Here is a 15740-nt window from a genome sequence, read left to right as displayed (position 1 = left end):
TTCAGACGGCCTTTTTTAAAACCGCTGTTTATGGACGGTATTCCGGTTTCATGCCGTTGGGCAGAAGCTGCCATACATAGCCGGTGGTTTTCATTTTGCCGGCCACTTCGCCTGCTTCGTCGCCATAACCCCAGAAATAATCCACACGGACCGCGCCTTTAATCGCGCTACCGGTATCTTGCGCCATAATCAGGCGGTTGAGGGCTTTTTTGGTAATCGGATGGGCAGTGGCGACAAATAACGGTGCGCCAAGCGTGATGTAGTGGCGGTCAATGGCACCGGCGTATTCGCCCATCAACGGTGTACCCAATGCGCCCACTGGGCCGGAATCGCCGCTGCCGGTCAGCTCGCGGAAGAAGACGTAGCTTGGGTTTTGTCCCAAAACTTCGGCAAGGCGGCCGGGGTTTTGCTTCATATAGGCCTTGATGCCCTGCATGCTGGTCTGACCCAGCGGCAGATAGCCTTTGTCCGCCATATAGCGGCCGATGGAAACATACGGATGTTCGTTTTTATCGGCAAACCCGACACGGATGTATTTGCCGGACGGCGTTTTCAGACGGCCTGAACCTTGAATGTGCATAAAGAAAAGTTCGACCGGATCATCTGCATAACCCAAAATCGGCGCTTTGCCGTTAAGTGCGCCGCCGTTGATTTGGCTGCGGGTGTAGTAAGGAACAAAACGGCTGCCTTCAAAACGGCCTTTCAGCGCGGTGCTGCGTGCTGTAATCGGGAATCTGGACAAGTCGGCCATGTATGTGCCGCTGTTGTCGATGACGCCGCTATTTTGGCCGGTTTGGCGGATGCGGACGGTGGCTTTGCTGCCCCTCAAGTTTGCAGCCAACGGAACGGAAACGAAATCGTTCGGAATGCCGTAAATAGGGAAACGGGATTGGCTTGTGGGCTTGTCGTCGCCGTGCAGGACCGGTTCGTAATAGCCGGTAATGGTGCCGGCAGGATTGCCGCCGTTATCGACGCGCCATGCGGTGAAATAGCGCTCGAAAAAGTGCTTGGCTTGGAAATGGTGCACCGGCGTTTGCATGGCTTGGATACAAACGTCCTGCCAGCCTTGGCGGTTTTTAAGTTTTTCACAGCCTAAACGGAAAGATTGCAGGCTTTTGGTAAAGTGTTGGAGGTCCCAGTGCGGCAATTCGTTGTAGGAAACTACGGTGTAGTTTGCTCCTCCCCCGCTCACTGTCGTACCGACGGGATCGGGCGTACCGGTGGGGCGGTCAGGGCCTTTGATAACGCTGGTGTCGGTTTCGGGGAGGTTTTTAATGCTTTTGCTCGGACAGGCGGCAAGAATGGCCGCGGCAATGCTGACGAGCGTAATGCGGTACAAATGTTTTTTCATGAAATCAATAGCGTGTCGAAAGGCCGTCTGAAAGCGATTTTTCAGACGGCCTATGTTGGAAAGTGCTGATTTTACATAAACATAAAATACACTAAGTTATTTTATTGAACATATATCGTACTTTATCTATCCGACTATTTGGACGACGGGGCTGGCAAACAGGTTCACCGGTAGTAACATGGTACCCTTTTAACTCTGTTAAACAAACACTACGTCCATTTGTAAAGAAAGTTAAATCACTACGATATTCTTGAATACACCGAGCAGGGATTTCTCCACTAAGAATGACCTCATTATTTTTCAATTGAGTGTCTACGATGTTCGCACAATATTTAGGAGCATCGTTGTATGCTCGTGAAAGATATTCCTGTGGCGCATAAATTTTAAAACTAAGATATGGCTCTAACAATTCTGTTCCAGCTTTTTTTAAGACTTGTTCCAATACAATAGGAGCAAGCATCCGAAAATCTGCTGGGGTACTAACAGGGCTATAGTATAAGCCATACTTAAAACAGATTTTACAATCCGTCACATTCCAACCATATAATCCTTGTTCGCAACCATAGCGTATCCCTTCCATAACTGCATTTTGAAATGATTGATTTAAGTATCCAAGAGAAACCGAGCTCTCATACTGCATTCCACTTCCCAACGGAAGCGGTGATACAGATAAACCAATGGAAGCCCAGAAAGGATTTGGCGGCACTTCGATGTGAATGGTATATTCTGCATTTTTTAACGGTCTCTCCATATAAATGACTGTAGGCTCTTTTAGTTCTATCTCCACATGATACTTTTCTTGCAACAGTGCACTAATCACTTCCATTTGTACTTTCCCTAAGAAAGAAAGTATGATTTCATGTGTCGCAGAATCCACATAATATCGCAGAAGCGGGTCACTGTCGGAGATTTCTAAAAGTGCATCAAGTAACATTTCCCTTTGTTGAGGTTTGCTCGGTTCAACAGTCGTTTGCAGCAGAGGGAGGGGATTTTCAATTCTCTCTCTCTGTGGCAATAGCTTTGTATCTCCAAGAACACTATTTAACTTCAAAAACTCATTCTGCAAAATAACAATTTCCCCGGAATAAGCCTTATCGATTTTACATAATTCACCATTTATTGAAGTATACATTTCTGTAATTTTTATTTTTTCCTTTTCCGATATTCTAACCGAATCTCGCAAATGCAGTACGCCACTATAAAGACGTATATATGCAAGACGCTGTCTTTTTTCCGAATACTCAATTTTGAAAACTTTTCCGCAAAGTTCAGACTGACCTCGATGTGTTGATGAATAAAATTTATTCGTAATCACTTCTATAAGGTTATCAATCCCTATATTGTTTTTTGCACTTCCGTGATAAACAGGGAACAGGGAACAATTATGAAATCTTATGCTTTCCTCTTGTTCGAGTTCTAATGCTTCCAATAATTTCCCAGACGTATATTTCTCCAAAAGGTAATCATTTCCTTCTATTACCATATCCCATTGTTCAGATTCGGTAAAGTTCATTACACGCATATTAGGATGCAGTTCTACCTTCTGTTTGATTACAATTTCGGCAGAAAGTTTCTCTTTAATATCCTGATAAACCGTTGATAAATCAATTCCATTTTGGTCAATCTTATTGATAAAAAAGATTGTGGGAATCCCCATTTTCCTAAGTGCATGAAATAATATACGAGTTTGTGCTTGTACGCCATCTTTTGCAGAAATCAGTAGAATTGCCCCATCTAAAACTGATAATGAACGATATACTTCTGCTAAGAAATCCATATGTCCTGGCGTGTCTATGATGTTCACCTTCGTATTTTCCCACTGAAAAGAGGTTATTCCTGTCTGAATTGTAATTCCTCTCTGACGTTCTAAAAGCGTATTATCCGTCCTCGTTGTACCTTTGTCCACGCTTCCTAATTCTGTAATCGCTCCACTGTTATATAATAAGCTTTCTGTTAAGGTAGTTTTTCCTGCATCAACATGAGCTAAAACTCCAATATTAATAATTTTCATGTGATTTTCCTCCATTCAAAAACCCAAAAGGGCATAAAAATCCCAGTGATAAATACTTTTATCACTGGGATTTTTATGCATAACCATAGGTATACAAAGCATACAGATATTCTCTGGATACTTTAGAATCACATGATAAAGGTATTCTTAAACTGGGTACAAAAAACTAAGCCCTCCTAAAAAAGGACATCTAATTATTTGTTCCCGCTATCAAATTGACAGTTTATTTAAGAATACCTTGCCGCATATTTATTAACTCCTTTTAAATAGTCACTTAAATAATAGCACGTAAGAGCATATTTGTAAAGGAATCTCCAATTTTTTATCAAAAAAAGCGATTTATCGGCGCGGCGGCAATTTGACGACAACCGTATCGGCCAGCATATCGTAGAGCGTGCGGCGGTCGCGTTTGACGGAAAAGAGCATGATGAAGTTGATGAAGGCTATAAGCAGAGAAATCAGGTTTCCACCCGTGTCACTTATTGCCAACGATACAATAGTTACCACAACACCAACAGCAAGCGCCCAAACAACTTCGCGGATTAAAACTGTTCCTTCAAAACCTGGATTATTCCCGTCACTTTTTAACACGCGGATGCCCATAATTTTTTTACCTAAAGACTGACCGTCCCGGCTCATGTAATACAGTTGGAAGATACCGAAAACCAAATAAACAGCCAAAGAAATAAAAAATGTTATGGCAAAATATTCAGGGGTATTAGAAAGAGAAGACTCCGAAACTAATTCTTTGCTTTCATCTAAAGTGAAAACTACCATCACAATGAATGGCAACCATATCAAAAAAGTAAACAGATTATTCAACAAATATGCCGCAACCCTCGCCCCCGGCGAAGCAATATGGACATCTACTATTTCTGTTTGGGGCAAATCCGACAAATTGATTTTGCTCATTTAATCTTCCTCTGTACCATTAATGAAATGCAATTTCATTGCCATCTTAACCTATTTTCCTATCATTCTAAAAATTTTCGATAAAAACCTTTACATTTTCCGCAGACGGCGTTAAAACGTTTGTTTTCCCCTTTTTTATAGTGGGTTAACAAAAATCTGAACAAAGCGGCAGGCGATGCCGTTCCGATTTTTGTTAATGCACTATAAACTTATCCGGATTTTCTTTGTAAGGAGTAACACATGAAAGTAGGTTTTGTCGGCTGGCGCGGTATGGTCGGCTCTGTTTTGATGCAGCGTATGAAAGAAGAAAACGACTTCGCCCATATTCCCGAAGCGTTTTTCTTTACCACTTCCAACGTCGGCGGTGCTGCCCCTGATTTCGGTCAGGCGGCCAAAACATTGTTGGATGCCAACGATGTTGCCAAATTGGCAAAAATGGACATCATCGTTACCTGTCAGGGCGGCGATTACACCAAATCCGTGTTCCAACCCCTGCGCGACAGCGGCTGGAACGGATACTGGGTTGACGCGGCTTCTTCCCTGCGCATGAAAGACGACGCGATTATCGTCCTCGACCCGGTCAACCGCAACGTCATCGACAACGGCCTCAAAAACGGCGTGAAAAACTACATCGGCGGCAACTGCACCGTTTCCCTGATGCTGATGGCTTTGGGCGGCCTGTTCCAAAACGATTTGGTCGAATGGGCAACCAGCATGACCTACCAAGCCGCTTCCGGCGCGGGTGCGAAAAACATGCGCGAACTCATCAGCGGCATGGGCGCGATTCACGCCCAAGTGGCAGACGAGCTTGCCGACCCTTCCAGCGCGATCCTCGACATCGACCGCAAAGTGTCCGATTTCCTGCGCAGCGAAGACTATCCGAAAGCCAACTTCGGCGTACCGCTCGCCGGCAGCCTGATTCCTTGGATTGACGTGGATTTGGGTAATGGCCAGTCCAAAGAAGAATGGAAGGGCGGCGTGGAAACCAACAAAATCCTCGGCCGCAGCGACAATCCGACCGTAATCGACGGCTTGTGCGTGCGCATCGGTTCTATGCGCTGCCACAGCCAAGCCATTACCCTGAAGCTGAAAAAAGACCTGCCTGTTTCTGAAATCGAAGCGATTTTGGCAGGCGCGAACGACTGGGTGAAAGTCATCCCCAACGAAAAAGAAGCCAGCATCCACGAGCTGACGCCCGCCAAAGTAACCGGCACGCTGTCTGTTCCCGTCGGCCGTATCCGCAAACTGGAAATGGGCGGCGAATACATCAGCGCGTTCACTGTCGGCGACCAACTCTTGTGGGGCGCTGCCGAACCGTTGCGCCGCGTATTGCGCATTATCTTGGGCAGCCTGTAATTTAGGTTGGCATGAAAAAAGCAACGGTTTGAGCCGTTGCTTTTTTGTAAAGAAAAGGCCGTCTGAACCTTTCAGACGGCCTTGTTTCCTATTCTTTCTTACCGGCCAAGCCAATTTCTTTGGTAAAGTCGCCAACTTTGATTTGCGCCTTACCGGCAATTTCTTCAGCCTGCGGGCCGAAGAGTTTCAAATCGTAACGGCCGTTTTCGATACCGTTCAAACTGGTTTTACCGCTGAAGGCGGCTTTGCCATTGTTATTGGCAATACCTGCGGCAAGCAGGTCGACATTATTGTAGGAAGCCATGCTGCTGATTTTGCCGTAACCTTGTTTTTTATCGAAATCGACAGTGTATTTCAGACGGCCGCTGCGGTCGTCGCCGTTAAACGCGATCCCCGAATACTGATAGCTGCCTTGTTTGGGTAAATTGCGATACGCTGTTTCATCGCCTTGGACTTCGCCGACGGTAAATATGTATGTATCGAGGTTTTGCAGCTTGCCTGCGTCATCGGCTTTTTGTTTGGCGTAACGCGCGGCAACAGTGGAATAATTTTGTTTATACACTTGGAAATCGCCCGTTTCCAAAGTGATGACTTGACCGTTTACCTTGATTTTTTGGGCGTAGTCGTAAGAAGATACTTTATCGGTTTTCAAAAAGCCGGTATCGAGTTTGCCGCCTTTTTGCAGGGTTTGCGTTTTACCGTTGGCGGTCAGCTCCAACGTACCGTTTTCAGGGACGGATTCGTTCAATTCAACGGACAACACGCCTTTCGGATGCGGATTGAGCGGCTCGGTCACGGCATTCGACAAGCCGCTTGTTGCGCCGCCGCAGGCAGTCAACATCAAAGACAGGGAGGCAGTCAAAGCAGAAATACAGAGGGTTCTCATCATTTTTTCCTTTCCTTTTTTATTTGATATGATATTTATCATATACCTAAAAAAATGAACAATAAATGATTTTTGTCAAAATTAAGTATTTTGAATATTGATTTTATAAATGTTGAAACATTTTTATAATATCGGGCATTCAGTCCTTCCCGCCTCCCTTCCGCTATAATCATTCTATTTTGCAAACGGATTTCATTATGCCTAAAATCACCCTTATCGCCGCCTATGCCGCCCGCCGCTGTATCGGCATCAACAACACCATGCCTTGGCATTTGCCCGAGGATTTTGCCTTTTTCAAATCCTACACCACCGGCAAACCCGTCATTATGGGCCGCAAAACATGGGAATCGCTGCCGCGCAAACCGCTGCCCGGCCGTCAAAATATCGTCATCACTCGCCAAGATTATCAGGCCGAAGGCGCGCAAACGGCGGCTTCTTTGGAAGATGCGCTGGCTTTGTGTCAGGGGGTTGAAGAAGTCATCATCATGGGCGGCGCGCAAATTTATGCACAAGCCCTGCCGATTGCCACCGATTTGCGTTTGACCGAAGTCGGTTTGGATGTGGACGGCGATGCGTTTTTTCCTGAGTTTTCCACAGAAACATGGCAAGAAGCCTCTCGGGAAAACCATGTTTCCGCCAAAGGCATCGAATACGCGTTTGTGCATTATGTGAAGGCATAATCCGACAACGCAAAGGCCATCTGAAACCCTGTTTTTCAGGTTTCAGACGGCCTTTCATTTCGTTTGTTTACGGCATTCCGTTTAAGCCGTTTTGTTTTTCAAAGGCAGCTTGATATGCGGTTTGGCCGGCTTGGGCGCTTCTTTCAGTCCAAGTTCGATTTGCTGCTCTTCGCTCAACAAATTGCTCCAGTCGCCTTTTTTATACCAGTCGCGGCCGTCCAACTCGATGGGGTGTTGGATGCGTTCGCAACCGTTGCCGCATTGCAAATCGTCTTCTTTGCAGTATTTGTCGCAACCCCAGCAGATACGCTCGGGATTTTTCGGGAAAATGGGAAATTTTTTGGCCATGGTGTTCTTCTTTTGTTTGTGTGCGGTACGGGCAGAATTATAAGTGATTTGAATGGGGCTGGCGGCGGGTTTATCGTGTTTTACGCTGATTTTTTAAGATGTGTTAACCTTTCAGACGGCCTATACTGTAAAAACTATCCCTATGCGGTACAACAAGAGGACCCGATATGAACATATGCCGTCTGAAGCCTGAATTTATCGAACCTTTATCCCTCGCGCTGTTTGAGGAATGGCACGATTTTGAGCCGTGGTCGTCTCTGGATAAAATCCGTGCGTATTACGCGCAGTGCATCAATGGGGATAACTTGCCGCTGGCGTTTGCGGCTGTGGATAAGGAAGGGAGGCTGATGGGTTCGGCGGCATTGAAGCGGTTTGATATGGCCTGTTTTCCCGAATACGAATATTGGCTAGGCGATGTGTTCGTTTTGCCGCAATTTCGCGGTTTGGGCGTAGGCAGGCAGCTGGTTTCGTTTTGTCTGGATAAAGCACGCGAACTGGGTTTGCCGCATCTGTTTCTCTATACGCCGGATGTGCAGGCCGTGTATGAAAAGTTTGGCTGGAAAGAAATCACACAGACTTGGCACAACGGGGAAACCGTATCCGTCATGAAATTGAATTTATAGCTTGAAAAGAATAAAAGGCCGTCTGAACATTTGGTTTCAGACGGCCTTTGTTTTTTGAATGATACAAAACTACCCTATCCGTTTAAACGGCGGCAGACAGGCCAATAATTGCTGGCCGTAGCGTTGCGTTTTGACGCGGTTGTCGAGGATGGTCACGCGGCCGTAATCCTGTTCGGTACGGATAAGGCGGCCGACGGCTTGGATCAGTTTGATGCTGGCTTCAGGCACCGTAATTTCGATAAAGGGATTGCCGCCGCGTTGTTCAATCCAACGGTTTTGGGTTTTCTCGATGGGATTGTCCGGCATGGCAAATGGCAGCTTGGCGATAATGACCTGTACGCAGGCCGCACCGGGCAGGTCGAGGCCTTCGGCAAAACTGTCGAGGCCGAAAATAATGCTGGCTTTGCCTTCGGCAATGGCTTGATAATGCCTTTGTAAAAGAACGGCCTTGGGCAACTCGCCCTGCACAAGCAGAAGCGGCAAGTATTCGTCAGGCAGGCGCAAGGCGACGTCCTGCATTTGTTTGCGCGAGGAAAACAACACCAGCGTGCCGATGGCTTCAACCGGCGAAACCAGCTTCGGCAACCATTCGACAATGGCGGCCGTGTGCGCATCAGGGTCTTTCGGGCTGGCGTGCACCGGCGGAATATACAGCTCGCCTTGCGCATCGAAATTAAACGGGCTTTCCAAAGCGAGCGTGGTGGTTTCGGGTAGCCACAGCAGTCCGGTTTGACGCAAAATCAGATTGAAGCTGCCAAGCGATTGCAGGGTGGCCGAAGTCAACACCGCGCCTGCCGCGCGCCGCCACAGGCTGTTGGCAAGGTGGGATGCGCTGCTGATGGGGCTGGCGTTGAAAATATAGTCGTTTTTGTCGTCGGCACGGCGGGTTATCCATTTCGCCAACGGCTCTTCGCCTTCAATGGGAACGGTGGAGAGCAAATCCCAAACCGCGCTGATTTGTTCGATACGGGCGATAAAAAGGCCGAACTCGCTGGTCAGGCGGTCAATGAGCGCGCCGTCCTGCTCTTTTTCGCGGCGGGCGGCGGAAAGCGCATCGTTCAGCCCGATAACGTGTTTGAGCAGGCTGCGTGCAGCAATGGCCGTATTGGAAACTGTGGTTTCCAGGCCTTCGGGGATTTTGCCGTCTTCCCACAGCCAAGTCGGTTCGTTGTGTTTCCGCCTGTCGTTTTCAGACGACCCCAGACTTAAAGACGGCTCTTCCGCCAAATGGAACTGCCATTCGTGCAGGCTGTCGAGCAAGGATGTGGCAGCTTCGTCGGCAAGGTTGGCAAGTTCGGCTTTATCGGTCAACGCGGCAATTTTGCCGGTCAGCTGCGGCAGTTTTTCCAGCGTCCAAACGGCAATATTCCATGAATGTTCGGCGGCAAAACGGCTGAGGGCTTTTTTGGGCAGGTGGTGCGCTTCGTCTATGCAATAAAAACTGTTTTCGGGCGCAGGCAGAATCACGCCGCCGCCCATGCTGATGTCGGCAAGCAGAAGATCGTGATTGGCAACGACGACATCGACGGTTTCCAAAACATCGCGTGCCAGGTAAAACGGGCATTCCGGACGGTTTGGACAGGCGGATTTCAGGCAGCCGTGGCGGTCGTTGGTCACTTTAAGCCAAATCGCGTCATCGATTTTTTCCGGCCAAGTGTCGCGGTCGCCATTAAAGCGGCGGGCGGAAAATTCATCGGCAATGTTACGCAGCAGGTTCAATTCTTCCGGCTTGGGTTTGCTGTCCCACAACACTTCCGGCGCTTCAAAACCAAGCAGGTTTTGCTGGGCGTTGTTTTGCGTCAGTTGATAGAGTTTGTAGGGGCAAAGATAACGGCCGCGCCCTTTGGCAAGCGCAAAGGTCAGCTCCAAACCGCTTTTTTCCACCAGAAACGGCAAATCGCGGTCAACCAACTGCTCCTGCAAGGCCACCGTCGCGCTGCTGACGATCAACCGTTTGCCGCGCGTCTGCGCCATGATGCCGCCGGCCAAAAGGTAGGCCAACGATTTACCCACACCGGTCGGCCCTTCGATCACGGCAATGCTCTCACCCTCGCGTTTGGGCGCTTCTTCGCCTTCTTCACGCGTCAACGTCCGCGAAAAAGCGTTGGCAATCGCCGCAATCATTTCCCGTTGCGAAGCGCGCGGACGGAAACCGGGCAGGTTTTTGCCGATGTTTTGGTAATGGTCGCGGATGGCGTTTTTTTCTAAATCGGTGAGCATTGAGGCCGTCTGAATGGGTTTGCAAGAATAGCGTATTTTAGCATTTTTACCTTCATGAAGCCTTCGTAAAGTCTTACTCTATTTTAGGGTTTGGCATTTTTATGGCGATGGCCGAACCGAAAAACCATAATCGGTTTTAATCAAGCAAAGGGCCGTCTGAAGCTTTAGCCGCACTGATGCAGAGGCACCCACAATTTTTGCTTTTCGGATTTGTTTTTCTCGTAGCGGTTCCACGCTTTTTCATGAAAATAAAAGACGACGGTATTGACGATGGGTTCGACCAAAGCCACCGCACTGGAAACACCGATACTGCCGGTCAGAATATAGGCGACACTAAATGCAACGCTGAAATGCAAAATAGCAAATGTAATGGTTTTAATCATTTTGTTTTCCTGATACATTGATGTTTTAATCGCTATATAATAATTATTATCAACTGAATCGTATATTTTAAATCCTTTATCCTGATTTAGATTTTATAAATCGATATTTTATTTTTGATAGGAATTTTATGAACCCGCTCCAAATTGTCGTCCTTGACCGCGATACCCTCGTCAACCGCCCATTTGAATTTGATTTTCCGCACACATTAAGCAGCTACGGCACAACCGAAGCGCACGAAACGCTGGCGCGTATCCGCGGTGCGGACATTGTGATTACCAACAAAGTCGTGATTTCCGCCGAAGCATTTGCCGAAAATCCACAACTCAAGCTGGTTGCCGTTACCGCGACAGGTGTCAACAATGTGGATGTTGAGGCTGCCAAAAAAAACGGCACGGCAGTGTGCAATATCCGCGCTTACGGCAATGAATCCGTGGCGGAACACGCGTTTATGATGATGATTACCCTGATGCGCAACCTGCCTGCCTATCAGCGCGACGTTGCGGCAGGCTTGTGGGAAAACTCGCCGTTTTTCTGCCACCTCGGCGCACCGATGCGCGATTTAAATGGCAAAACGCTGGCGATTTTCGGTCGCGGCAATATCGGTAAAACGCTGGCAGCTTATGCACAGGCTTTCAAAATGAATGTCGTGTTCGCCGAACATAAACATGCCCAAAGCGTCCGCGATGGCTATGTTTCCTTTGACGAAGCCATCCGCTCCGCCGATGTCGTGTCGCTTAATTGCCCGCTCACGCCGCAAACGGCCAACATGATAGGCGAAGCCGAATTGCAGCAAATGAAACCCGGCGCCATCCTCATCAACTGCGGGCGCGGCGGCCTGGTTGATGAAGCCGCTTTGGTTGCGGCGTTGAAATACGGCCAAATCGGCGGGGCAGGTTTTGACGTGTTGACACAAGAGCCACCACGCGACGGCAATCCTCTGCTGAAAGCCCGACTGCCCAACCTCATCGTCACGCCACACATCGCATGGGCAAGCCAAGAGGCCGCCAACCGCCTGTTTGACATCCTTTTGGACAACATCAACCGCTTTGTGGCCGGCAATCCGCAAAATCTGGTTTAATCTATGGAAAACCTGTTGATAAGGTTGTGAACAATTTTAAAGGCCGTCTGAAATATTCAGACGGCCTTTATTAATCTTTATTTATTTCATAAGGTTATCTATCAATCAGGTTAAATCGTTTCATTCTTCATTGTGGATAACCCTATAAAAAGGCCGTCTGAAATACTCAGACGGCCTTTTGTTTGCCCGGGCAAATTAAATATCGTATGTGGTTGAAGCGGTATCGCCGCCCTTGCCTGTCCAGTTGGTATGGAAGAACTCGCCGCGCGGTTTGTCGGTACGCTCGTAGGTGTGCGCGCCGAAGTAGTCGCGTTGGGCTTGCAACAGGTTGGCCGGCAGGCGCGCGGAAGTGTAGCCGTCAAGGAAGGTAATCGCAGAAGCCATGCAAGGCATCGGAATACCGCACTCGATCGCTTTGGCCACCACTTTGCGCCATGCAGGCAGACAGGTTTCCAATACACCTTTGAAATAAGGATCAGAACCCAAGAAGACCAAATCAGGATTGGCTTCGTATGCGTCGCGGATGTTGCCCAAGAAGGCGCTGCGGATAATGCAGCCTTCGCGCCACAAGAGGGCGGTGTTGCCGTAATTCAATGCCCAATCGTTGTTTTCACTGGCTTCGCGGATAAGCATGAAGCCTTGTGCATAAGAAATAATTTTAGATGCCAACAGGGCTTGGCGCAACGCATCCACCCATGCGGCTTTGTCGCCTTCAATTGGGGTAATTTTTTTGCCAAACAGGCTGTTTGCTTGGACGCGTTGGTCTTTAAACGCGGATACGCAACGTGCAAACACGGCTTCGGAAATCAGCGTCAGCGGGATGCCCAAATCGAGGGCATTGATGCCGGTCCATTTGCCTGTGCCTTTTTGACCGGCGGTATCAAGGATTTTTTCGACCAAAGGTTCGCCGTTTTCATCTTTGTAGCCCAAAATCGCGGCGGTGATTTCAATCAGGTAGGAATCCAGCTCGGTTTTATTCCACTCGTTGAAGATTTGGTGCATTTCGTCATAAGACAGACCCAAGCCGTCTTTCATGAATTGGTAGGCTTCGCAAATCAACTGCATATCGCCGTATTCGATGCCGTTGTGCACCATTTTGACAAAATGGCCCGCGCCATCGCGGCCGACCCAGTCGCAGCAAGGCTCGCCTTGAGGCGTTTTGGCGGAGATGGCTTGGAAAATCGGCTTAACAGCAGGCCATGCGGCTTCGTCGCCGCCGGGCATGATGGACGGGCCGTGACGCGCGCCTTCTTCGCCGCCGGAAACGCCCGCACCGATAAAGCGGATGCCTTTTGCGGCCAGCTCGTGCGTGCGGCGGGTGGAATCAGGATAATTGGCATTACCGCCGTCAATAATAATGTCGCCTTCGTCCAAAAGCGGAACGAGTTGTTCGATAAAATCGTCCACGACAGAACCGGCGCGTACCATCATCATGATTTTGCGCGGTTTTTCTAATTTATCAACCAGATCTTGCAGTGAATATGCGCCGATAATATTGGTATTTTTGGCTGCGCCGTTTAAAAAATCATCTACTTTGCTGGTTGTACGGTTGTATGCGACAACTTTAAAGCCGTTGTCGTTCATGTTGAGAATCAGGTTTTGCCCCATTACGGCAAGGCCGATTACGCCAATGTCACCTTTCATTTTTGTGAAACTCCGTTATTGATTAATTTTATCAAGCGTAACTCTAGCTGATTTACAACTTTTTAACAATCCTTAACTTTTTAATTTTTTGAAAAGATGCCTTTACGTTTCAGACGGCCTTTGCCTTTGGGAAAACAAACAATAAATAAGATTTTAAATAATAAATATGAAGATGATATTGAGTGCTGCCACAGATTGTTGATAACTTTGATTACAAAAAATTTTCAAATACTTAGTTGATATTTTTTGATGAGAATAAAGTAAGTTCGGCCTTGTTTGCAGATGTGGATAAAAATTTTCTGCTGCTTTGTTCTGTGGGTAACTTTTTGCCTATGCACAATCTTAGCTTGTTTTATACTTCTCCAATCGGAACTGATTGAGTAGGGAAATAGTCAAATGGTTTTTTATTTCTGAATATTTTCATATTTCCTCTTGTTCAAGTTGGGAAAAGGCCGTCTGAAAATATTTAAATTTATGGAGTGAATATGAAATTTTCCTTTGGTATTAAGTTATTACCTGTTTTGGTCTTAGCCGCTTGTGCGCAACAGCCGGTTCAAAAGCCTCAAGTTGCCCTGCCCTCCGTATCTGTGGATAACCATGCGCCGGAACAAGGGACGGGGCTGACTGAGCAGAAGTTAATCCGCGCCAAACATTATATGGCGGCGTCTGCCAATCCGTTGGCAACCGAAGCGGGATATGAAGTTTTGAAACGCGGTGGCAGCGCGATAGATGCGATGATCGCCATGCAGACAACCTTGGGGCTGACCGAACCGCAGTCTTCCGGTTTGGGTGGCGGCGCGTTTCTGGTGTATTGGGACAATAAGGCGAAAAAGCTGACGACGTTTGATGCCCGTGAAACGGCGCCGAAAGCGGCAACGCCGGAACTTTTTTTGGATGAAAACGGCAAACCGATGGGCTTTATGAATGCGGTGGTCGGCGGCCGTTCGGTCGGCGTGCCGGGGATTCCGAAGCTACTGGAAGATGTCCACAAGCGTTACGGCAAATTGCCGTGGGCAAGCCTGTTTGACAAACCGATTGCTTTGGCGGAACAAGGCTTTACCGTTTCACCGCGTATGGCGAAATCCATCGAGCAGAATTTGGAGCCGTTGAAACGCTATCCGCAAACCGCCGCATATTTCCTGCCCGACGGCAAGCCTTTGGCAGCGGGAACAGTGTTGAAAAACCCTGAATTTGCCCGCTCCGTGCGCCTGTTGGCGGAAAAAGGCAGCGCGCCGTTTTATCAGGGGGCGCAGGCGCAGAATATTGTCCGTGCCGTTACCGGCGCTGTGGATAACCCCGGTAAAATCAGCATGGTGGATTTGAAAAACTACCGCGTTATCGAGCGCGAACCGGTTTGCGCGCCGTATCGTGAATATGAAGTCTGCGGCATGGGCGCGCCAAGTTCGGGCGCGATTGCTTTGGGCGAGATTTTGGGCGTCCTGCAAAATCAGGATATGAAAGCATTGGGCGCGGAAAATATCCACAGTTGGCGCTGGATAGGCGATGCGTCGCGGATTGCATTTGCCGACCGCGATTATTACGTCGGCGATCCCGCGTTTGTCAACGTCCCGACCCGTGCCCTGATTTCTCAGGCATACCTGAAACCGCGTGCCGAAGAAATCCGTCAATCCGACAAGGCGTTGGAAAACATTCAGGCGGGTCGGGTCGGTAAAGCATACGCGCAGGGTATGGCGGTAGAGCTGCCGTCCACCAGCCATTTGGTGGTTGTGGATAAAGACGGCAACGTCGTGTCGATGACGACTTCGATTGAAAACGCGTTTGGCTCGGGACTGATGACAAACGGCTATCTGCTCAACAATGAATTGACCGATTTCGCTTTCAACCCTGTCGGCGCGGACGGTAAAACGGTGGCCAACAGCGTGGCGGGCGGCAAACGGCCGCGTTCTTCGATGGCGCCGACCATTGTGATGAAAGGCGGCAAGCCTTATTTGGCAGTCGGTTCGCCCGGCGGCAGCCGCATCATCGGTTTCGTCGCCAAAACGTTGGTGGCGCATATCGACTGGGGCATGGACATTCAGGCGGCAATCTCTCTGCCGAATATGCTCAATCGCGGCAGCCAGTATGAAATCGAGGAAAAAACCGCTGCGGCGGACAAAGCGGCAGCATTGGAAAAACTGGGCTACAAAGTTCAAATCCGCGATTTGAATTCCGGCGTACAGGGCATTGTGATCGGCAAAGACGGTTTGCTCGGTGGCGCCGACCCGACCGCCAACCCATACTTGGCAT

14 protein-coding genes are annotated in these 15740 nt (G+C 48.5%); 5 read left to right on the top strand and 9 right to left on the bottom strand.

Going from position 1 to position 15740, the window contains the following annotated elements:
- Window positions 1-28 precede the first annotated feature (28 nt).
- The 4 genes from HMPREF2551_RS03985 to HMPREF2551_RS03975 form a co-directional block, all read right to left on the bottom strand.
- Window positions 29-1351: a murein transglycosylase A gene (locus HMPREF2551_RS03985; protein ID WP_070813675.1), complete on the bottom strand. Its 1323-nt coding sequence runs from the start codon at window positions 1349-1351 to the stop codon at window positions 29-31.
- Between the two features lie 91 nt (window positions 1352-1442).
- Window positions 1443-3362, bottom strand: coding sequence for a tetracycline resistance ribosomal protection protein Tet(M) (tet(M), locus tag HMPREF2551_RS03980; RefSeq protein ID WP_063856397.1), 1920 nt, complete (start codon window positions 3360-3362; stop codon window positions 1443-1445).
- 15 nt (window positions 3363-3377) lie between these two features.
- Window positions 3378-3494, bottom strand: a complete 117-nt coding sequence (locus HMPREF2551_RS10265) for a tetracycline resistance determinant leader peptide (protein WP_001791010.1) — start codon at window positions 3492-3494, stop codon at window positions 3378-3380.
- A 207-nt stretch (window positions 3495-3701) separates the two neighbouring features.
- Window positions 3702-4274, bottom strand: coding sequence for an RDD family protein (locus HMPREF2551_RS03975; protein WP_070587859.1), 573 nt, complete (start codon window positions 4272-4274; stop codon window positions 3702-3704).
- Between the two features lie 240 nt (window positions 4275-4514).
- On the opposite strand from HMPREF2551_RS03975, the gene asd reads away from it, so the two are divergent.
- Window positions 4515-5630, top strand: coding sequence for an aspartate-semialdehyde dehydrogenase (gene asd / locus HMPREF2551_RS03970; RefSeq protein WP_049344926.1), 1116 nt, complete (start codon window positions 4515-4517; stop codon window positions 5628-5630).
- Between the two features lie 88 nt (window positions 5631-5718).
- On the opposite strand, the gene HMPREF2551_RS03965 is transcribed toward asd, so the two are convergent.
- Window positions 5719-6519, bottom strand: coding sequence for a factor H-binding protein (locus HMPREF2551_RS03965; RefSeq protein ID WP_234395567.1), 801 nt, complete (start codon window positions 6517-6519; stop codon window positions 5719-5721).
- A gap of 194 nt (window positions 6520-6713) precedes the next feature.
- Here HMPREF2551_RS03965 and HMPREF2551_RS03960 point away from each other — a divergent pair, with 194 nt between their 5' ends.
- Window positions 6714-7196, top strand: coding sequence for a dihydrofolate reductase (locus HMPREF2551_RS03960; RefSeq protein ID WP_049349171.1), 483 nt, complete (start codon window positions 6714-6716; stop codon window positions 7194-7196).
- A gap of 81 nt (window positions 7197-7277) precedes the next feature.
- Here the strand turns inward: HMPREF2551_RS03960 and HMPREF2551_RS03955 are convergent, their stop codons facing one another.
- Window positions 7278-7544 carry a DUF3079 domain-containing protein gene (locus tag HMPREF2551_RS03955; RefSeq protein WP_003686685.1) on the bottom strand — a complete coding sequence of 89 codons (267 nt, stop codon included), beginning with the start codon at window positions 7542-7544 and terminating at the stop codon, window positions 7278-7280.
- A gap of 167 nt (window positions 7545-7711) precedes the next feature.
- Between HMPREF2551_RS03955 and HMPREF2551_RS03950 the strand changes: the two genes are divergently transcribed.
- Window positions 7712-8167: a GNAT family N-acetyltransferase gene (locus HMPREF2551_RS03950; protein WP_070837286.1), complete on the top strand. Its 456-nt coding sequence runs from the start codon at window positions 7712-7714 to the stop codon at window positions 8165-8167.
- 69 nt (window positions 8168-8236) lie between these two features.
- Here HMPREF2551_RS03950 and dinG read toward each other — a convergent pair whose 3' ends face one another.
- Complete coding sequence (gene dinG, locus HMPREF2551_RS03945) at window positions 8237-10387, bottom strand: ATP-dependent DNA helicase DinG (RefSeq protein ID WP_070837284.1); 2151 nt, start codon at window positions 10385-10387, stop codon at window positions 8237-8239.
- A gap of 164 nt (window positions 10388-10551) precedes the next feature.
- Complete coding sequence (locus tag HMPREF2551_RS03940) at window positions 10552-10770, bottom strand: DUF2061 domain-containing protein (protein WP_070826381.1); 219 nt, start codon at window positions 10768-10770, stop codon at window positions 10552-10554.
- 128 nt (window positions 10771-10898) lie between these two features.
- On the opposite strand from HMPREF2551_RS03940, the gene HMPREF2551_RS03935 reads away from it, so the two are divergent.
- Window positions 10899-11849 (top strand): D-2-hydroxyacid dehydrogenase, encoded by a 951-nt coding sequence (locus tag HMPREF2551_RS03935; protein WP_070837282.1) that lies wholly within the window; start codon window positions 10899-10901, stop codon window positions 11847-11849.
- Window positions 11850-12044: 195 nt separating this feature from the next.
- On the opposite strand, the gene gnd is transcribed toward HMPREF2551_RS03935, so the two are convergent.
- Window positions 12045-13493 carry a decarboxylating NADP(+)-dependent phosphogluconate dehydrogenase gene (gene gnd, locus HMPREF2551_RS03930; RefSeq protein ID WP_070837280.1) on the bottom strand — a complete coding sequence of 483 codons (1449 nt, stop codon included), beginning with the start codon at window positions 13491-13493 and terminating at the stop codon, window positions 12045-12047.
- Between the two features lie 485 nt (window positions 13494-13978).
- Between gnd and ggt the strand changes: the two genes are divergently transcribed.
- Window positions 13979-15740 (top strand): gamma-glutamyltransferase (ggt, locus tag HMPREF2551_RS03925; protein WP_070837278.1); only part of this gene is annotated, 1762 nt, incomplete at its 3' end.

The sequence above is a fragment of the Neisseria sp. HMSC066H01 genome (assembly GCF_001837375.1).
In the GTDB taxonomy this organism is placed as follows: domain Bacteria; phylum Pseudomonadota; class Gammaproteobacteria; order Burkholderiales; family Neisseriaceae; genus Neisseria.
This window is presented reverse-complemented; position numbering and strand designations above follow the sequence as displayed.